The sequence below is a fragment of the Halomonas sp. GT genome (assembly GCF_002082565.1).
In the GTDB taxonomy this organism is placed as follows: Bacteria; Pseudomonadota; Gammaproteobacteria; order Pseudomonadales; family Halomonadaceae; genus Vreelandella.
This window is the reverse complement of sequence record NZ_CP020562.1, coordinates 3,795,477-3,814,997: the sequence shown is the minus strand read 5'-3', so window position 1 is coordinate 3,814,997 and position 19,521 is coordinate 3,795,477. Positions and strand designations below refer to the sequence as shown.

The window sequence follows — 19,521 nt, the reverse complement described above, 5'->3', positions numbered from 1 at the left end:
TTATTGGAATGTTATATGCCAGGAGGATAGTTTCTAATGAAACTAAATGTCCAGTACTCCATGGCCGAGCCGGTCTTTCTTATGCATAAAATTAACAATAAATCTCAATAAATCAGACGATTATTGCAAAATAATACCTAAGTATAATAATTAAAATCGGTAAATTGGTTGCATAAGAGAGTATCTGTCGGCACTGTTCTGCCTTACCCTGTTAGGACTTTTCCGAGCGTGGGCAGCCTAACGCTGATGACATTTTTGTGTGGTGACGGCGAGTAAGCGATGAGTCGTTTTATTCGAAACAGCGTTGTTGGAAACAGCGTTATTGGATGGAGCCAAGAGGACTCTCTTCCTCAAGGTGGGCAGTATGGATAGGTACGTTGCTGGTGCCCATATTCCCAGCTATGGTGCTGATTTTTATCATCACTACCCCCTGACAAGCGGTGGCTCTAGGAGAAACACAATGACGATGGATAAAGCAGAAAGCGATACGGCTCTGGAGTCTTCATCCAGGGCAGAGCTGGATCTCAACCAGTTTTTACCCTATCAGCTTAACCGTTTAGCTGACCGCATCAGTCAGGCGTTAGAGAAGCTATATGCCGAGTCTTATGATCTCAACATCGCCCAGTGGCGCGTGCTTGCGTGGTTAAGCCACTGTGATGATTTAACCGCGAAGAAGGTCTGTGCCTACACCAATATGGATAAGGCTCGCGTATCTCGCGCTATTCAGTCGCTGGAAGAACGTGGGCTGATAAGCCGCACGCCATCCCAGCAAGATCAGCGACTTCATGATTTACATCTGACAGATGCAGGGCAAGCGCTACTTAATAAACTAGTGCCCGAAGCTCAGGCGTGGGAAGCCGATCTGGTGTCTACCCTAAGCGTTGGCGAATATCGTGACTTGCTCAATACCATGCGCAAGCTTGAGCGTCAGTTGGAGAGAATTGGTTAAAAGCGAGACACAGGAAAGACCAGCCAAGATAGTAAAAAGTGCCCGTATTTTGTTAGTGGCGTGTCATTGATATCAAAAAGAATGTGATTTTTGTAACAAAAGGCGGGCTCTAAATGATCTCCCAATAGCCGTTGGTAGTGACTCAAAAAGTCGACTGTTTTTCATATAACACCATGTAAATTAATAATTATATTAGGATTAATACTTAAGTATTAACATCTATTAGTCGATGGGTCGTTGCATGATCCACATATCTGCAGGCATTGTGATAAATAACGTGATTCACTAGATTTGAAAAAGATAAAAATAAAGTATCATGTTTTGCGCTACCACTTCGTGACGACCAGAGGAAAGAAAAGTGAATAAAACAACAAACCTGATGATTGGCGCTATCGCCGCTGCAACGCTGAGCACCACCGCCTTGGCGCAAACGACAATCACCGTGAGTACCTGGGCGGGCCCTAATCACGGCATTAACACCATCGTCTGGCCAACCTGGAAAGCGTGGATTGAAGAAGCGACAGAAGGCCGCGTTACAGTAGACGTGATACATGATATGGGGCCCCCAGCGTCACAAATGGAGATGGTCGCTGATGGTATCGCTGATGCTACCTGGGTTTTCCACGGCTATAACACTGGCCGCTTTCAGTTAACCAAGCTGCCGGAGTTTCCCACCTTTCAAGAGTTTTCATCTGAAAATGCCTCCAGTGCCTATTGGCATACGCATCAAGAGTACCTGGAAGCCGCTGGTGAACACCGTGGTGTAGATGTTGTTGCTGCCGGTGTCCACGGTCCCGGCTGGATCTTCAGCAGCGAACAGTATGAAACCTTAGAAGACCTTAAAGGTAAGCGCATTCGCGTTGGCGGTGGCGTGATGGGGGATCTCTCCAACGCCCTAGAGTTAACCGGTGTCGCCTTGCCGCCCACAGGTGTTTATGAAGCGGGCTCTCAGGGCGTCATCGACGGGGCCATGCTTGTTCCTGAAGGGCTGCGTAGCTTCCGTGTCGCAGAGATTTTCCCCTACACCCTCAAAGTAGATGGTGGCTTCTATCGCGGTAGTTTCACCATCGTTGTTAATCCCATGATCTGGGATGAAATGTCGCCAGAAGATCGTGAAGCCGTTGAATCCGTCTCAGGTGAGCGCTTATCGCGTCTGTTCGGCTACATGATGGATGTGTCGGATGTCCGTGGCGTCGACTTTGCTGAAGAGCTTGGCCATACCTTTACTGAACTCGGTGACGAAGATCTCAATACACTGAAAAGCATGAGTGACAGCATGATCGCTGAGTGGGCGGAGTCTGTTTCAGAAAACCGCAATGTGGATGCGATGGCCGCCATCGAGTTCTATCGCGAACAGCTTAACGCTGCAGCGGAAGAAGAGAGTGTTAGCAGCCTAGTGCCAGATGAATTAGTACCAGACGACGCAAAGTAAATCCCCACTGGCGCTAGATGGAGAGTGACCATGCAAACCCAAATGGCACGTGCTACGCGCGTTAGTCGGGTTCTGCAGCTGACATTAGAGGGGGTGGCTGGCGCTACCCTCTTTGGCATGATGCTGTTGACCACTGCTGACGTAGGCGGCCGCTACTTTTTTAATTCCCCCATTCTAGGTGCTGTTGAATTAACCCAGCTAATGCTGGCGGCATTGGTATTTCTCTCGCTGCCAGTCGTTTGTTGGCGTCAAGAGCATGTCAGCGTTGATCTGCTCGATGCGGTATTTCCTGCAAAACTTATCTGGCTACGTGAAGTGATCGTTAACCTGATAGTGACGGCAGCTTTGTGGTTGATGGCTCAGCGTGTATGGGCGTTGGCAGAGCGTGCCTTTTCATGGGGGGATGTGACGGAGTTTCTGCGCATACCTCGGGGTTACCTGATCGGGCTGATCGCTATCATGCTCGCGCTTTCAGCACTACTGACCCTTATGCGAGCCGCTTTCTATTTGCTTGAGGGGCTTAAGGTAATCGAAAAAGGTGGCCCATTGAGTATAGGAGAGCCCCATGACTGAAGCGTTGTACGGTTTCGCAGTATTGTTGATACTTGTGTTCCTGCGTGTGCCACTGGCGTTCGCGATGGGGATCGTTGGTTTCGCCGGGTTCTATCTATTAACGGGTAACTGGAATGCTGCTGAAGCAATGGCGGCGCGCCGGGTAGTAGACACCGCCATGGATTACGGCCTGTCCGTCATTCCATTGTTCATTCTAATGGGCAACTTTGTTTCTCATGCAGGCTTATCCGATGCTTTGTTTCGAGCATCAAATGGTTTCCTAGGTCACCGTAAGGGTGGTCAGGCAATGGCGACAATCGTCGCTTGCGGTGGTTTTAGCGCGATATGCGGATCGAGCTTAGCGACGTGTGCCACCATGGGCCGAGTCGCCATGCCGCAAATGCGCAAGTATGGCTATAAGGATTCACTTGCTGCCGCTTCCATCGCGGCGGGTGGCACCTTGGGTATATTGATACCACCCAGCGTCATGCTAGTGATTTATGGGATCCTGACCGAAACCAGTATTCGCGAGCTTTTTGCCGCTGGCTTTATCCCCGGCATTCTTGGCATCTTTCTTTATATTGGTGCCATCAAGTGGGTTCTTTGGCGCGACCCCACTGCTGGCCCTGCGGCAGAGAAAGTGCCATGGCCAGAGCGGATTAAGGCACTAAAAAGCGTAGGCAGTACGCTAGCACTGTTTGTACTCGTGATTGGCGGTATTTACCTCGGGGTGTTTACGCCCACTGAGGCTGCCGGTATCGGTGCAATGGGTGCATTCCTGATCGCGCTAATGCGTCGGGCGCTGACCCCGCAAGTATTGATGAATGTATTAATGGACACCGTGCGCACCACCGCGATGCTGTTTGCAGTAGTACTAACGGCGCTGATTTTTGCCAACTTCATCAACCGAGCAGGGCTGCCTGGCGACCTGCTAGCACTGGTTAACGGCCTGAATGTGGCGCCTTTTGTGGTCATCCTGGTGATTATCGCGATCTATGTCGTGCTGGGGTGCGTGTTTGAAAGTATGTCGATGCTGCTGCTCACCGTACCAGTATTCTTCCCTGTCGTCGCAGGGCTGGGTTACGACTTGGTGTGGTTCGGTATTCTTGTGGTCATCGTTATCGAAATCAGTTTGATAACGCCCCCTGTCGGTATGAATGTATTCGTGTTGCGAGCCGTGTTGCCAGACGTATCCACAGGCACGATCTTCCGCGGTGTCACCCCGTTCTGGGTCGCGGGAACCATACGCGCACTGTTAGTGCTTATCTTCCCTGCTATCGTGCTTTTCCTACCGCGACTGATGTATTAAAACGGTTTTATTAACTTTCGTACGATACAAAAAGATGACAGGGCGTTTGCCCTGTCATTTTTTTTGCCTTGCTTTTATGTCTGGCTATTAGGCTGAGCCGTTACTGCCGTTTAGCGACCAACGTTAAAATGTCGTAGCTGGCGACCAGCTCATCATGTTGATTGGTCACTGCCACGTCCCACATCACCACGCCTTGCGGGTGGCCGTCAGGAGATGCCCGGCCCTGGTCAATCTTACGCTTACAGGTGAGGCGGGCGCGGATGGTGTCGCCAACCAGCACAGGCGTAATAAAGCGCAGCGTATCCAGGCCGTAGTTAGCCAATACGGGACCTTCGCCTGGGTAAACAAACAAACCAGCAGCTGCCGACAGTACAAAGTAGCCGTGGGCAATGCGTTGGCCAAATTGGGTCTCTTTTGCGGCAATATCGTCGAAGTGCATGTAAAAGTGGTCGCCGGAAAGGCAGCCAAAATTGACGATATCGGCTTCAGTGACGGTACGACGGTGGGTTAACAGTGACTCGCCAACCTGCAGGTCATCGAAGTGGCGGCGGAACGGATGAATATCGTTCTCGATCACCTTCGCACCACGCACATATTCCCCTGTGACGGCCGCGAGCATGGTCGGAGAGCCCTGGATAGCGGTGCGTTGTAGGTAATGGTGAACAGCACGAATGCCGCCGAGCTCCTCGCCACCACCTGCGCGGCCGGGGCCGCCATGCTTGAGCATCGGCAGCGGAGAACCGTGGCCAGTGGATTCCTTTGCTGCCTGGGCATCCAGAATCTGCAAGCGGCCATGCTGGGCCGCCAGCACGGGGATCATTTTGGCAGCAATGGCGGGGTCTTTGGTGGTCAGCGTGGTTACTAGGCTGCCCTTGCCTTTGGCGGCGATGGTCAAAGCTTCATCAATGCCGCTGTAGGGCATTAACGTCGCGACGGGGCCGAAAGCTTCGATGTCGTGCGCGCCACCGTCGTTCAGTGGCTGGCGGTTGATCAGTAAGTGGGGGGAGATGAACGCGCCCTTTTCCACCTCTTGGCCGACAGGCTTGAAGCTGCCGTCTCTGCCAAAGACACACTCACTGGTTTCTAGCAGCTGTTCGATCGCATGATTAACGTCTCTCAACTGATCACGGGAAGAGAGTGCACCCATGCGCACGCCTTCTTGATGAGGATCACCGACGACGATGTTGGCAAGGCGCGCCTTGATTGTGTCTGCCAATGTATCGAGATGCTCGGCAGGCACTAAAATTCGGCGGATCGCGGTGCATTTCTGGCCTGACTTGGCGGTCATCTCCTTGACCACTTCTTTGGCAAAAATCTCGAACTCTTCGTCTTCAGGACTTACATCTGGCGCCATAATGGCGCTGTTGAGCGAGTCCGCCTCGGCGTTAAACGGAATGCTCTTGGCCATGATGTTAGGGTGGCTTTTCAGCATTAGGGCAGTGCTTGCCGAGCCGGTAAAGGTGACAAAGTCCTGCTCTTCCAGGTGGTCGAGTAGGTCACCGGCTCCACCGATCACCAGTTGCAGCGCACCTTCCGGCAGCAGGCCAGAATCGTTGATGACGCGTACGGCTGCTTCGGTTAAGTAGCTCGTCGCCGTTGCCGGTTTGAAGATACACGGCATGCCTGCCAGAAAGGCGGGCGCGAACTTCTCCAACATACCCCAGATAGGGAAGTTGAACGCATTAATATGCACCGAGACGCCGCGGCGGGGTACCAGAATGTGGGTGCCGTTGAAGTGGTTCTCTTTGCCTAATTGGGTCACTGGGCCTTCGTGGGCCACATTGCCTGAGGGCAGTTCCTTGCGGCCCGTGGAAGCGTAGGTAAACAGGGTGCCGAAACCGCCGTCGATGTCGATCCAGGAGTCGGCCTTGGTGCAGCCGGTGTGGTGAGAGATGGCATAGAGCTCACGCTTACGCTCTTGGATATAGGCGGCCAGCGCCTTAAGAATGGCAACCCGCTGCTGAAAATCCAGCGCCAGAATGTTCTTCACGCCGGTGTTGCGGGCGTACGCCACCGCTTCGCGGAAATTGATCTCTTCTTGGTGAGTATGCGCAACGGTGGTGCCGTTGATGGCGCTGATAAGGGCTTTGGACTCGGTTTGTCCGAGCCACTGGCCTGCGATGTAACTTTGCAAAACTGGCATTGCGTGTTCTCCCGTACAACATAAACAAAGCCGACGCAGTCGCCGGCTTGGAAGTAGGTGGACTAGGGGTTATACCTCGTCAAAATCGAGCACCACTTTGTCGCTGATCGGATAGCACTGGCAGGACAGTACGTAGCCGGCATCTATTTCGTAATCTTCCAAGGCGTAATTGGCGTCCATTTCCACCTCACCTTCGATGACTTTTGATTTGCAGGTAGAGCACACGCCCGCCTTGCACGAGAACGGCAGGTCGGCGCCGTGCTCGTTACCCGCGTCCAGAATATTCTGGGTATTGCGGGGCAGGTTATATTCGATGGTGCGGCCGTCGATAATCACCTTGATATGCGAAGTTTCAGCCTCAAGTTGACCGGCTCTGGCTGCCTGGCGGCGCTTGGCGCCTGCTGTCGGCAGCCCAGTAGTGAACAGCTCAAAGTGCACCTTCTCCTTTGGCATTCCATGTTGGGTCAGGACATCGCGCACGATCTCGGTCATCTCTTGCGGCCCACAGATAAACGCAGCGTCGAGCTTGGGTACGTCTACCCAACGGTCAAACAGCGCGTTGCACTTATCGGCATCGATACGGCCGTTGTAAAGATCGATTTCATGTTGTTCGCGGCTGAACACGTAAATGATGTTGAGGCGTTCGAGGTAACGATCCTTGAGATCCTGCAGACGTTCGCGAAACAGCGTGCCCGTGGTAGAGCGGTTGCCATAAATCACGGTAAAACGACTTTTCGGCTCGCTTTCCAACGTCGTGGCAACAATCGACATGATGGGGGTGACGCCACTGCCTGCGGTCACCGCCAGATAGTGCCCTTCACGACTTGGGTCGAGAGGCACGAAGAACTTGCCCTGTGGCGGCATCACTTCTAATTGCTCCCCAGGCTGCAGTTGCTGGTTGGCAAAGGTGGAGAAGCTACCGCCTGGCACCAGCTTGACGGCGACTCTTAGCTCGTGTTCGTGGACGCCGGTGCAGATTGAATATGAGCGGCGGACATCCTCTCCGTCGATGTCGCGGCGCAGTGTCAGGTACTGGCCTTGGGTAAAGCGAAAGGCGTCCAGCAGGTCGTCGGGAATGTCGAAAGCAATGGAAACGGCATCATGGGTTTCCTTGCGTACATCCTTGACGGTCAAGGCGTGAAATCGGCTCATGGGAAATGGTCTCGTCGTTTTACAGACACTTGAAATAATCGAAAGGCTCCAGGCAATCGAGGCAGCGGTAGAGCGCCTTGCAAGCCGTAGAGCCGAATTCGCTGACGCGTTCGGTCGCGTTGCTGCCACATAAAGGGCAGGGCACTACCGGGTCAGACTGCCCCGTCAGGCTGCGTTTGCCAGCACTTCCCACCGGTGGTGCAATGCCGTAAGCGCGCAATTTTTCTCGCCCGGTGTCGGTCAACCAATCGGTGGTCCAGGCAGGTGAAAGGCGGCGCTGAATCAGCGGGTCTGAGTAACCAGCGGCCACCAACGCTTCATGAATATGCTGTTCGATAACTTCCGTCGCCGGGCAGCCGGAGTAGGTGGGGGTCACATTGACCGCCAGCCGATCGTCCACCCAGTCGATATCGCGCACAATTCCCAGTTCAACCACGCTGACCACCGGCACTTCTGGGTCTGGCACTTGCTCTAAAACCGCCAGCACGGCGTCGATATCGCCTTTTTCACCGGCGGGTGGCAGCCCGCGACGGTCGCTGCCGATCAAGTCGCTTGAAGGCCAATCATCGGTAGGCCTGTTATCGATAGGTCTGTTATCGATAGGTCCATCACTGACAGGCGCAGGCGGTGGGTTACCAGACGGTCGCATCGGGATATGCCCTCGGCAGGTATTGCATTTCCGCCAACAGAAAGCCCAGGTGCTCGGTGTGATGGCCGACTTTGCCGCCGGTATACATCCAGGCGTCGTAGGAAGGCCGCTCCAGCGTGGCTTCCTCAAGTACTTCTTCTATCGTCGCTTTCCAGCGCACGGCAATGGTTTCAGGATCAGGCGCGATGCCGGCTTCTATCATGGCCTGATCAATCTCGTCGACCTGCAATAGCTCGCCGGTGAACTGCCAAAGGTTGTCGAGCGCGCGCTGCATACGGGTGTGGCTTTCTTCGGTGCCATCGCCCAGGCGAATCACCCATTCAGAGGAGCGGCGAAGGTGGTACGTTGCTTCTTTAAGCGATTTAGCAGCCACTTCGGCAATTCGCGGGTCGCTGGACCCAGCCAAGCCATCAAGTAGATGAACGTGCCAAGCATCGAACAGGAACTGACGTCCTATGGTGTCTGCAAAGTCACCGTTGGGCTGCTCGGTGATCAACAGATTACGAAAGTCCTGGGCATCGCGGCGAAAGGCCAGATGATCGGCATCGATATTGTCAGTTACCAGGTCAGCAACCATCAGTTCAGCCGCATAGCCAAGCCAGTTGCGTGCCTGTCCGAAGAGGTCGAGCCCTACATTCATTAAGGCCAGCTCTTCTTCCAACGCTGGAGCCTTGCCACACAGCTGCGCGTGGCGCTGGCCAAGCACCAAAGCGCTGTCCCCAAGGCGTAACAGGTAGTCGGTCAACGGGGTTTGTGTTTTTTGAGCAATGTTCTTCAGAGCCATGTTCTTCATCACAGCCTACCTCCTTACATGTGGCCGACTTCTTTCGGCAGTTTGTAGAAGGATGCGTGGCGATAGACCTTGTCGTTAGACGGGTCAAACAGCGGCTCTTTCTCATCAGGAGAAGACGCGGTGATTTCGCTGGCCGGAACCACCCAGATGCTCACCCCTTCATTACGACGGGTATAAAGCTCGCGGGCATTTTCGATTGCCATGCTGCGATCAGCGGCGTGTACGCTGCCGACGTGCTTGTGGTTAAGGCCGTGTTTGCTGCGTATAAAAACTTCGAAGAGGGGCCAGTCAGCCATGAGAGATGCCTCAGTGGTCATAGGAGTCTCGCGAGACTCCCTATTGTTCTAAAAAATAGTGTTTTAAAAGTCGGGTTTTAAAAATCAGACGTTGCCAGCTCAGGCTGCTCGGCGTTGACGCTTGGCAGCATAGGCCACGGCGGCTTCACGCACCCAGGCACCGTTATCAATGGCGCTACGACGTGCTTCAATGCGCTCGCGGTTGCAGGGGCCGTTGCCTTTCACGACATCGAAAAATTCCTGCCAGTCGATTTCACCGAACTCATAGTGGCCGGTCTCTTCGTTATATTTGAGATCCGGGTCGGGAGCGGTGCAGCCCAGCAACTCTAGCTGCGGTACGGTTTGATCGAGGAAGCGCTGGCGCAACTCATCGTTGCTGTGGCGTTTGATCTTCCAGGCCATCGACTGAGCACTGTTGGGTGAGTTTTCGTCAGATGGCCCGAACATCATTAGTGATGGCCACCAGAAGCGGTTGATGGAGTCCTGCACCATGGCTTTCTGGTCGTCAGTGCCCTCTTGCATCATGGTCAACAGAATTTGATAACCCTGGCGCTGATGGAAACTCTCTTCCTTGCACACGCGAATCATGGCGCGCGCGTAGGGGCCGTAAGAGGTGCGCTGTAGCGGTACCTGATTGACGATGGCTGCGCCGTCGACCAGCCAGCCGATGGTGCCCATGTCAGCCCAGTTGAGCGTTGGGTAGTTGAAGATACTGGAGTACTTGGCGCGGCCATCGTGAAGCTTGTCGATCTCTTCGTCGCGGTCGGCACCCAGAGTTTCCATGGCGCTATAGAGGTACAGGCCATGACCCGCCTCATCCTGAATCTTGGCCATTAGCTGCAGCTTGCGCTTAAGGGTCGGCGCACGTGTCAGCCAGTTACCTTCCGGAAGCATACCGACGATCTCGGAGTGCGCGTGTTGAGAGATCTGACGGATCAACGTCTTGCGATAGGCGTCCGGCATCCAATTCTTAGGTTCTATTTTGATTTCATCATTGATGCGCTCCTGGAACTGGCGTTCCTCAGGACCCATCTCATCAAGCGTTTTAAGTTTGTTAGAGCCGGTTTCAACGAGCTGCGCGTACATAGAGACCTCCGCGGCGTCGGACTATCAGGGAGTGTGGCTTATCTTGTTTAAAGTATAGTGACACAAAATATTTTATCAATAACTATTTTTGTGTGTCACTTTAAGACTTTGTGATTACGGATAAAGCCAATGTGGTTGGTTTGTAAAGGAAAAGGGGGGTAAATTAAGTGATTCTTAATGTTCTATCTTTTTTCATCAAAGCTGGCTGTTTGGGAATAAAAAAGCCCTTGCAAGGGTGCCTGCAAGGGCATTGGTCTAGCTTGTCGATCTATGGCAATACGAGGCTTTTAAGCATTAGTGCCTGAATCAGCGAAGATCCTTGACGCGTCTGGCCTTGCCTAGCGAGCGCATCACGCTCTCTACCGGGCACACTTCAACCTGGGTGCTGATACCAATATATGTCTTGATGGCATGCTGAAGCTGTTTCGCTGCTTGTTCACAGGCCACGGGGTCGCGGGCGATGTCATGATGATTCGCCTCTACCCGGACAAGCACCATGTCCATATTGCCTTGGCGGCTGACTTCGATCTCGTAGTGGGGTGAAAGCGACGCGATCTTGAGCAGTTGCTCTTCGATCTGAGAGGGGAACACATTCACACCGCGAATAATCAGCATGTCGTCGCTGCGGCCAGTGATCTTGTCGATGCGGCGCATAGGGCGCGCTGTGCCCGGCAGCAGGCGGGTCAGATCGCGGGTGCGGTAACGAATCACCGGCAGGCCTTCTTTGGTTAGGGTGGTGAACACCAACTCGCCGTATTCGCCGTCTGGCAGGACGTCACCGCTGATTGGGTCGATGATCTCGGGGTAGAAATGATCTTCCCAGATGGTCGGGCCATCTTTGGTTTCCAGGCACTCCATGCCCACGCCGGGCCCCATTACTTCAGAGAGGCCGTAAATATCGAGGGCGTCAATGCCCAGGCGCTGCTCTAAGGCCGTGCGCATGCTATCGGTCCAGGGTTCGGCACCGAAAATGCCAGTGCGCAGGGGCAGTGTGCGCGGGTCAATCCCTTGTCGCTCCATCTCGTCTGCGATGTTGAGCATATACGAGGGGGTGACCATGATGATGTCCGGCTGGAAATCACGAATTAACTGAACCTGTTTCTCAGTCTGTCCGCCCGACATGGGGATGACCGCGCAGCCCAGGCGCTCGGCACCGTAATGAGCGCCCAGCCCGCCGGTGAACAGGCCGTAGCCATAGGCGACATGCACCTTGTCGTTGCGGCTGCCGCCCGCGGCACGGATTGAGCGCGCCACCACATCGGACCACACATCAATATCCTTTTGGGTGTAGCCCACCACCGTCGGTTGCCCGGTGGTGCCGCTAGAGGCATGGATGCGAACGATCTCACTCATCGGCGTGGCCAACATGCCAAACGGGTAGTTGTCGCGCAAATCGGCCTTGGTGGTGAACGGCAGTTTGGCGAGATCTGCCAGCGTGTGGATATCGTCGGGATGTACCCCAGCCTTGTCGAAAGACTGACGGTAGAACGGCACATTGTCGTAAGCGTGCTTCAAGCTCCACTTCAGGCGCTTGACCTGAGTGGCGCGTAGCTCGTCGACGCTGGCGGTTTCCAAGGGGTCGAGAGTCGCAGTGTCGATACGCGTAGCGGGCTGATTCATCAGGATCTCCGGTCAAGCAAGTTGTTATTGGGCTACGTTTTATGAGCCATGGTCAGGATGAGGGGCTTATAAGCGCTCAATGATCAGAGCAATGCCCTGTCCAACACCAATACACATGGTGCATAGCGCAAAGCGCCCTTGCCGACGTTCCAGTTCATGTAGAGCGGTGGTCACCAATCGAGCGCCACTCATACCCAGCGGATGGCCAAGTGCAATGGCCCCTCCGTTGGGATTGACGTGTTCAGCATCATCGCTCAGCCCCAAGTCACGCATGACTGCCAGCGCCTGAGCAGCAAAGGCTTCATTGAGTTCGATAACGTCCATTTGGTCGAGAGTAAGTCCGGCCTGGGCGAGTACCTTACGGGTAGCGGGAGAGGGGCCGAACCCCATAATGCGCGGCTCCACGCCAGCGGTGGCCATACCCACCACACGAGCGCGTGGCGTGAGGCTGAAACGTTCAGCCTGCTCGACAGATGCCAACAGCAGCGCACAGGCGCCATCGTTAACCCCAGAGGCATTACCTGCTGTCACGCTGCCGCCTTCGCGGAAAGGTGTGGGTAGCTTGGCAAGCTGCTCGGCAGTTGTGGTAGCGCGCGGGTGCTCATCGGTATCCACCACCAGCGGGTCTTGTTTGCGGCGGGGGATTTCAACCGGAACAATCTCTTCGGCCAAGCGGCCAGCCTCGATAGCGGCGGCGGTACGCTGCTGGCTGCGCAGGGCGAAGGCGTCCTGGTCTTCCCGGGAAATACCAAACTGTTCCGCCACGTTTTCAGCGGTTTCGGGCATGGAGTCCACGCCGAACTGGGCTTTCATGGCACGATTGATGAAGCGCCAGCCGATGGTGGTGTCGAAAATATCGGCTTGGCGTGAGAAGGCTTGTTCGGCCTTGCCCATCACGAAGGGTGCCCGGGACATCGACTCCACCCCTCCGGCGATCATCAACCCCGCTTCGCCGGTCTTAATGGTGCGGGCGGCATTGCCTATTGCATCCATACCAGACCCGCAAAGCCGGTTAATGGTGGTGCCGGGCACCTCGACCGGCAGCCCGGCCAGCAGCGCGGACATGCGCGCCACGTTACGGTTATCTTCACCCGCCTGGTTGGCGCAGCCGTAAAAGATATCGTCAATCAGCGACCAATCGACACCTGGGTTGCGTTCCCTCAGGGTGCGCATGGGAATGGCCCCCAGGTCATCGGCACGCATGCTGGAAAGTGCGCCGCCGTAGCGACCTATCGGGGTACGAATGGCATCAATGATCAGCGCGTCTTTCATCGGTTATCTCCAGCAGCAGTATTTTCTGCGTCAGTATCTTCCAGGCGGCGTACGCTGCCGCGAATTTTGTAGGAACGTCCGCGGAACAAGGCAATGGTATCGCCGTGCTGATTGCGCAACGTAATGTCGTAAATGCCGGTGCGCCCACGGCGGCTGCGCTCTTCGGCAGTGGCGGTGATCTCGTCGCCTAGCTGGCCGGGGCCGAGATAGTCGATACTGCAGCCAGCGGCGACGGTGGCTTCATCGTAACTGTTGCAGGCGAACGCAAAGGCGGAATCGGCCAGGGTAAATAGAAATCCGCCATGGCAGTTGCCGTGCCCTTGCACCATGTCTTGACGCACGGTCATGGTCAGTTCGGCGAAGCCGGGGGCCACGCGAGTAATACGCATGCCCAGTCCTTGGCTGGCATGGTCGCGGGAAAACATCGCGTCGGCACAGGCTTCCGCCAGCTGTTGTGGGGTCAGTTGGGTATCACTCATGAAAGCTTTCCTCGCTCAAGGCGTTGCGCCGCAGCAGAAACGAGCTGCGATAGCGCTCTTCGCCGTAGCTCTGCTGTAGATGCGTCAGGGTGCGGTGAACGAAGGGCAGACCCAGTGAGTCTGCCCAGGCCAAGGGGCCGCGGGGGTAGTTGACGCCAGCCTGCATGGCCAGGTCGCCATCCTGGGCACTGCAGACACCCTGGAGTACGGCATCGGCAGCTTCATTGGCGAGCATGGCTACGGTGCGCAGTACCACCAGCCCCGGGGTGTCGGTTAGCCAGGCCACGTCTATCCCCAAGCGTTGGAAGAAAGCCGTCGCCAGTTGGCGAGCCTCGGGTGATGTGGTGTGGCTGGCAGCAAGTGCGATGGCGCTGGCGCTGCGGTAGTCCAAACACAGGTCGAACAGTACCTGGGCGTCGAGCCCTTCATTGACCGCGCGCTCGGCGGCGCACCGCCCGTCGCTAAGGGCCAGCACTAGATCACCCAGATATAAGCGAGGCGTGCCATCTGGCTGGAGTGATTCGCGACGAACGACGTCGAGGCCAGCTTCCTGGGCGCGTTCCAACAGTGGAGCGATCACGCCAGGGTCGCCCTGTACGACAAGTGCTGGTAGTTCCACGTTTGCTGGTGCTGCAAATTTAGGCTGTGGCTTCGCAGCGTTTTCACCCGCGTAGTCAAAAAAGCCTTGGCCGGATTTGCGCCCCAAGCGTCCTGCTTCCACCAGTGCTTGCTGTACTAAGGAAGGCTCGAAACGGGTATCGCCGTAGTAGGCATCGAACACCGAGCGGGTCACCGCGTAGTTAACGTCATGACCGATCAGATCCATTAGCTCGAAAGGCCCCATACGGAATCCACCCGCCTGACGCAGCAGCGCATCTATCGTGGCGGCATCGCTGGCACCTTCCTGCAGCAGTCGTAGCCCTTCGGCATAGAATGGTCGTGCCACGCGGTTAACAATGAACCCAGGGGTGGAGCTGGCGTGAACTGCAATCTTGCCCCAGGCATTGGCAGTGGCGTAAAGAGTCTCAGCAACCTCAGCGGTAGTCGCCAGGCCAGACACCACTTCCACCAGCTTCATTACGGGGGCGGGGTTGAAGAAGTGCAGTCCCGCCATGCGCTCTGGGTGTTCAAGGTTTGCGGCAATGGAGGTAATCGACAGCGACGAGGTATTACTGGCGAGCAAGGTATCCGGTGAGCATAACGCTTCAAGTTGAGCGAACACCTGACGTTTGATCTCAAGATTCTCGACGATAGCTTCGATAACCAAACGGCTGTCGGCCAAGGCATCGATAGCCTCGGCGGGCTGCAGGCGAGTAATGATGTTATCCACATCGCCTTGGGTCATCTTGCCTTTGGCAACACGCTTTTCCAGCTGGCGGCGAATGTTCTCAATGCCCGCTTTGGCGGCGCCCGGTTGATTGTCATGCAGGATGACTGAGTGACCAGCCTGGGCGGCAACCTGAGCGATACCGGCACCCATGGCACCTGCGCCAATCACACCAATAACGGCCGACGTGGGAAGGGCTGGCATATCACTCTCCCTTGAAGGTGGGGCGACGTTTCTCGATAAAAGCGCTGACGCCTTCGCGGTAATCTTCCGTGCGTCCGGCAAGGCGCTGTAGGTCGCGTTCCAGGTCGAGCTGCTCGTTGAAGCTGTTATCGCTGCTGGCGTGCAGGGCACGTTTGATAAGCGCCAAGCCGCGCGTTGGTTGAGTGGCCAAGTGGCGAGCCATGTTCATGGCTTCTTCCTGAAGCACCTCATCATCGACGCAGCGCCAGATCATGCCCCACTGTTCGGCAGTCTCGGCGGGCAGCTTGTCGCCAAGCATGGCTAGGCCCTTAGCCCGGGCCATGCCGACTAAGTTAGGCAGAGTCCAGGTGCCGCCGGAGTCGGGAATTAATCCAATCTTGCAGAAAGCCTGGATAAAACTTGCCGAACGAGCAGCCAATACGATGTCGCAGGCCAGGGCGATGTTGGCACCGGCTCCCGCCGCCACACCGTTCACCGCACAAATGGTTGGGAACGGCATGTCTTTAAGAGCGCGCAACATAGGGTTGTAGCGTTTTTCAAGCGACTCGCCGAGGTCGGGGGCTTGCTCGCCGGGCGCGACGCTTCGGTCGGAAAGATCCTGACCAGCGCAGAAGCCTCGTCCGTTGCCGGTCAGTAACAAAGCGCGAACGCTTGAGTCCTGACGCACGGCTTTTAGCGCCTTACGCATCTCGGCATGCATTTCAGTGTTGAAGCTGTTCAGGCTATCGGGGCGGTTCAGCGTGATACAGGCGACGCCATCTTCCACGGTGTAAAGCAGGGGCGCTTGGCTCATGGGTAATATCCTTGTGTCAGTGCCCTTGAAAAGTGGCAGGTCGTTTTTCTTGGAAAGCGCGAATGCCCTCTTTGCGGTCGGCAGTGCCCGCCAATAAGGTGAACGCATGGCGTTCAAAGCGCAGGCCAGTGGCTAGGTCGGTATCCATCGCCTTGTGTAGCGATTCCCGCGCCAAGCGCACGGCCAGCGGTGCCTTGGCGGCAATGCGCGTTGCAATGGCCATGGCGCGCTCAAGGGTTAATTCGGGCTGGGTAATCTCGCTAATCAGGCCTGCTTCAAGGGCGCGGCGAGCAGAAATGGGCTCGCCAGTTAGCACCATTTGGGTAGCCAGTGATTTGCCCACCGCTCTAAGCAGACGCTGGGTACCACCAGCACCGGGCATGATGCCCAGATTGATTTCAGGCTGGCCGAACAGGGCACTTTCACCGGCAATAATGATGTCGGCATGCATGGCTAGCTCACAGCCACCGCCCAAGGCGTAGCCGTTAACGGCAGCAATGATTGGTTTGCGGAAACGCGTAATGGTGGCCCAGTGGTGCTGGCGAGGATCTTCCAACATGCCGACTAGGTCACGCTCAGCCATTTCATTAATATCCGCACCGGCGGCGAATGCTTTCGAACTTCCGGTGATCACCACGGCGCGAACGTTGTCGTCACTATCGGCGCTGTTCAGGGTGTCGGCGAGTTCGCCAAGCAGCTGGGTATTCAGCGCATTCAGTGCGTCTGGGCGATTCAGCGTGATGCATAAAACGCCTTCCAGGGGCGGAGTTATTTTTAGAGTAGTGGGCATTTTTACCTCAGTTCGGCCTGTGGCGCACAGGATGAATATCTGCCGAGTATAGATTTATTTTGATACACATCAATATATCTTCATTGTTGTTAGTGTGTCGCTTAACGGTTTTTTTGATAATTTATGTCTTGTTAACAATGATTTGTATGTATTTATAGCGAGTGAGTGATAGTTATTAGACCATGGTATGAAAGGTGGAGAATTGGCCCAAAAAGCGATCTTCAGCCCGTATATATCGCGTTTATCGATCGTGGCGGGCTAATTCTTAAGCAAGGGTGTCAGGGAAAGCGTTTGATGTTTTGTTACGGGAAAGTTAGTCTTAATTGGTATAGCGTATCAAAAAAATAAGTGAGTGCAGGAGCGCCCCATGACGCAATCAGCGCAGCAGATGTTTGACCTTCACCGTGACATTCTTGACCAGGCTGTCGGCGCCATCTCTAGCCGTAATTTTTGGACGCCCTACCCAGAAAGCATGCGCAAATACCCCGAAGATGCCGTTAAAGCGGCACCATCGAGATTTGAGTCACTGCTCAACCAACCATTTACGCTGAATAGTGTTGGCAGCACTCACCACGTGGGCGGCGAAGTCTCACCTTATGGGTTCGAGCTTGGCATTACTTATAACCAGCCAAACCCCGACGAACTGATAGCGGCCATGCAAGTGGCGATGCGTGATTGGAGGGATGCCGGGGCTGACGCGCGTGTGGGGGTATGTCTGGAAATCCTGTCGCGCCTTAATGCCATGAGCCCGGAGATCGCCCAGGCGGTGATGCATACCAGCGGCCAGGGGCCGTTGATGGCGTTTCAGGCAGGTGGGCCGCATGCTCAGGATCGCGGCCTTGAAGCCGTGGCCTATGCTTGGCAAGCGATGGCGCAGATTCCTGCTACCGCACAGTGGGTTAAGCCCCAGGGCAAGCATGATCCCATTGTCATGGATAAGCGTTTTCACATCGTGCCACGCGGCATCTCGTTGGTGGTGGCCTGTTCTACTTTTCCCACCTGGAATACTTATCCCGGCTTGTTTGCCAGTCTGGCGACAGGCAACCCCGTCATTCTTAAACCGCATCCTGGCGCTATTCTGCCATTGGCGATAACGACACGAGTTGCTCAGCAGGTGCTTGAAGAAGCGGGCTTTGATCCCTGCCTGGTGAGTTTGGCACCCGACACGGTAGATGCGCCGCTGACGAAAACGCTGGCGCTTGATCCTGCGGTCAAGCTGATCGATTTCACCGGCTCCAATACCTTTGGCGATTGGTTGATAGATAACGCTACTCAGGCTCAGGTGTTCGCTGAGAAAGCCGGTGTCAACACGGTCATTATCGACAGCGTGGATAACCTTAAAGCGGTCACTGCGAATCTTGCCTTCTCGCTGAGCCTTTATTCCGGGCAGATGTGCACGACCCCTCAGGCTATTTATGTACCCAAAAATGGTATTGAAACAGCGGATGGCCATTTGAGTTTTGACGACGTGGCGGCAGCGCTTGCGAAAGCTGTACAGGCATTTCTGAGTGACAATGACCGCGCCTGCACGGTGTTAGGTGCCCTGCAGTCAGTAGACACGCAAGCACGGATTGATGAGTGCCGTGGTTTGGGCGAAATAGTCCTGGATAGCGAGTCACGAAAACACGCCCAATACTCTGACGCCCGCATTCACACGCCGCTTATCCTCAAGGTAGATGCAGCACAGAAGGCTACCTATGGTGAGGAACGCTTCGGCCCCATCAGCTTTGTTATCGCGACTGAGAACACCGCGCATAGCATTGAACTGGCGCGTGACGTGATCCGGGAAAAGGGCGCGATAACCCTAGGTGGCTATACGACTGATGAGGCAGTGGCCGAGCAGTTCGAAGAGTTGGCGATGGACGTGGCGACGCCGCTTTCGTTGAACCTGGATGGGGGGATATTCGTCAACCAGTCGGCTGCTTTCAGTGACTTTCACGCCACAGGCGGTAATCCAGCGGCCAATGCCTCGCTATGTAATCAAGCCTTTGTTGCCAGTCGCTTTGTGGTGGTGCAAAGCCGCCGCCACTGCCAATCGAACTAACGGAGAACGTGATGCCTTACTATCGTCTTGAAGGGGTGACGCCGGTAGTGCACCCGACGGCTTATGTCCACCCAACCGCAGTGTTGATCGGGGATGTGATTGTTGGCCCCAATTGTTACGTTGGCCCCGGCGCGGTGATGCGCGGTGACTTCGGACGCCTGGTGCTGGAAGAGGGCGCGAACCTACAGGATACCTGCGTCATGCACGGCTTTCCGGGGTGCGTCACTAAGGTCGAAAAGGATGGCCATATCGGCCACGGCGCGGTTTTGCATGGCTGCGTGATTGGGCGTGATGCCATGGTCGGCATGAACGCTGTAGTGATGGACGGTGCTCACATTGCTGAGCGCTCTATTGTTGCGGCGGCCGCGTTCGTCAAAGCGGGATTTGAGTGCGAGCCACAGTCTCTGGTGATGGGGGCTCCTGCAAAGGTTAAACGGCCGCTGAGCGATGAAGAGTTTGCTTGGAAGCAGCAGGGTACCCAAGAGTATCAGCGTTTAGTGACCCGTTGCCGTGACAGCTTGGAACCTTGTGAACCGCTGGCAGAACTTGATGCTGACCGGCCAACCTTGCTGGCCGGTGATACACAACCTAAGCAGCAGACGCTGGATAAGTCGCCACAGCCATGAGCGGT

18 protein-coding genes are annotated in these 19,521 nt (G+C 55.4%); 6 read left to right on the top strand and 12 right to left on the bottom strand.

The window, feature by feature from the left end:
• Positions 1–364 precede the first annotated feature (364 nt).
• The 4 genes from B6A39_RS17255 (at position 365) to B6A39_RS17240 (ending at position 4,242) form a co-directional block, all read left to right on the top strand.
• On the top strand, positions 365–949 hold the full coding sequence (locus tag B6A39_RS17255) for a MarR family winged helix-turn-helix transcriptional regulator (RefSeq protein WP_232318733.1): 585 nt from the start codon (positions 365–367) through the stop codon (positions 947–949).
• Between the two features lie 358 nt (positions 950–1,307).
• Entirely contained in the window at positions 1,308–2,381 is a 1,074-nt protein-coding gene (locus B6A39_RS17250; RefSeq protein ID WP_083007541.1) for a TRAP transporter substrate-binding protein, read from the top strand.
• A gap of 30 nt (positions 2,382–2,411) precedes the next feature.
• On the top strand, positions 2,412–2,954 hold the full coding sequence (locus B6A39_RS17245; protein WP_083007540.1) for a TRAP transporter small permease: 543 nt from the start codon (positions 2,412–2,414) through the stop codon (positions 2,952–2,954).
• The gene (locus B6A39_RS17240) at positions 2,947–4,242 is read left to right on the top strand and encodes a TRAP transporter large permease (protein WP_038479103.1); all 1,296 of its coding nucleotides are present in this window, start codon (positions 2,947–2,949) and stop codon (positions 4,240–4,242) included. Before B6A39_RS17245 ends, B6A39_RS17240 begins: the two co-directional genes overlap by 8 nt.
• A 100-nt stretch (positions 4,243–4,342) precedes the next feature.
• Here B6A39_RS17240 and paaZ read toward each other — a convergent pair whose 3' ends face one another.
• The 12 genes from paaZ to paaF form a co-directional block, all read right to left on the bottom strand.
• Complete coding sequence (gene paaZ / locus B6A39_RS17235; RefSeq protein ID WP_083007539.1) at positions 4,343–6,385, bottom strand: phenylacetic acid degradation bifunctional protein PaaZ; 2,043 nt, start codon at positions 6,383–6,385, stop codon at positions 4,343–4,345.
• Positions 6,386–6,454: 69 nt separating this feature from the next.
• A complete protein-coding gene (gene paaE, locus B6A39_RS17230) occupies positions 6,455–7,537 on the bottom strand; it encodes a 1,2-phenylacetyl-CoA epoxidase subunit PaaE (protein WP_083007538.1) in 1,083 nt (360 codons plus the stop codon).
• A 19-nt stretch (positions 7,538–7,556) separates the two neighbouring features.
• Positions 7,557–8,186, bottom strand: coding sequence for a 1,2-phenylacetyl-CoA epoxidase subunit PaaD (paaD, locus tag B6A39_RS17225; protein ID WP_232318732.1), 630 nt, complete (start codon positions 8,184–8,186; stop codon positions 7,557–7,559).
• On the bottom strand, positions 8,170–8,979 hold the full coding sequence (paaC, locus tag B6A39_RS17220) for a 1,2-phenylacetyl-CoA epoxidase subunit PaaC (RefSeq protein ID WP_083007537.1): 810 nt from the start codon (positions 8,977–8,979) through the stop codon (positions 8,170–8,172). The genes paaD and paaC overlap by 17 nt, the downstream gene beginning before the upstream one ends.
• 14 nt (positions 8,980–8,993) lie before the next feature.
• Positions 8,994–9,275, bottom strand: a complete 282-nt coding sequence (gene paaB / locus B6A39_RS17215; RefSeq protein WP_009723077.1) for a 1,2-phenylacetyl-CoA epoxidase subunit PaaB — start codon at positions 9,273–9,275, stop codon at positions 8,994–8,996.
• A 99-nt stretch (positions 9,276–9,374) separates the two neighbouring features.
• The gene (paaA, locus tag B6A39_RS17210; RefSeq protein ID WP_083007536.1) at positions 9,375–10,361 is read right to left on the bottom strand and encodes a 1,2-phenylacetyl-CoA epoxidase subunit PaaA; all 987 of its coding nucleotides are present in this window, start codon (positions 10,359–10,361) and stop codon (positions 9,375–9,377) included.
• 306 nt (positions 10,362–10,667) lie between these two features.
• Positions 10,668–11,981: a phenylacetate--CoA ligase PaaK gene (gene paaK, locus B6A39_RS17205; RefSeq protein WP_083007535.1), complete on the bottom strand. Its 1,314-nt coding sequence runs from the start codon at positions 11,979–11,981 to the stop codon at positions 10,668–10,670.
• Positions 11,982–12,047: 66 nt separating this feature from the next.
• Positions 12,048–13,253, bottom strand: a complete 1,206-nt coding sequence (pcaF, locus tag B6A39_RS17200; RefSeq protein ID WP_083007534.1) for a 3-oxoadipyl-CoA thiolase — start codon at positions 13,251–13,253, stop codon at positions 12,048–12,050.
• A complete protein-coding gene (gene paaI, locus B6A39_RS17195; protein ID WP_083007533.1) occupies positions 13,250–13,732 on the bottom strand; it encodes a hydroxyphenylacetyl-CoA thioesterase PaaI in 483 nt (160 codons plus the stop codon). Before paaI ends, pcaF begins: the two co-directional genes overlap by 4 nt.
• The gene (gene paaH / locus B6A39_RS17190) at positions 13,725–15,263 is read right to left on the bottom strand and encodes a 3-hydroxyacyl-CoA dehydrogenase PaaH (RefSeq protein WP_083007532.1); all 1,539 of its coding nucleotides are present in this window, start codon (positions 15,261–15,263) and stop codon (positions 13,725–13,727) included. The genes paaI and paaH overlap by 8 nt, the downstream gene beginning before the upstream one ends.
• Position 15,264: 1 nt before the next feature.
• Positions 15,265–16,056 (bottom strand): 2-(1,2-epoxy-1,2-dihydrophenyl)acetyl-CoA isomerase PaaG, encoded by a 792-nt coding sequence (gene paaG / locus B6A39_RS17185; RefSeq protein WP_083007531.1) that lies wholly within the window; start codon positions 16,054–16,056, stop codon positions 15,265–15,267.
• Between the two features lie 16 nt (positions 16,057–16,072).
• The gene (gene paaF, locus B6A39_RS17180; RefSeq protein ID WP_083007530.1) at positions 16,073–16,846 is read right to left on the bottom strand and encodes a 2,3-dehydroadipyl-CoA hydratase PaaF; all 774 of its coding nucleotides are present in this window, start codon (positions 16,844–16,846) and stop codon (positions 16,073–16,075) included.
• 367 nt (positions 16,847–17,213) lie between these two features.
• Between paaF and paaN the strand changes: the two genes are divergently transcribed.
• Positions 17,214–18,890: a phenylacetic acid degradation protein PaaN gene (gene paaN / locus B6A39_RS17175; protein ID WP_083007529.1), complete on the top strand. Its 1,677-nt coding sequence runs from the start codon at positions 17,214–17,216 to the stop codon at positions 18,888–18,890.
• 11 nt (positions 18,891–18,901) lie between these two features.
• On the top strand, positions 18,902–19,516 hold the full coding sequence (paaY, locus tag B6A39_RS17170) for a phenylacetic acid degradation protein PaaY (protein WP_083007528.1): 615 nt from the start codon (positions 18,902–18,904) through the stop codon (positions 19,514–19,516).
• The last annotated feature ends 5 nt before the right edge of the window (positions 19,517–19,521 follow it).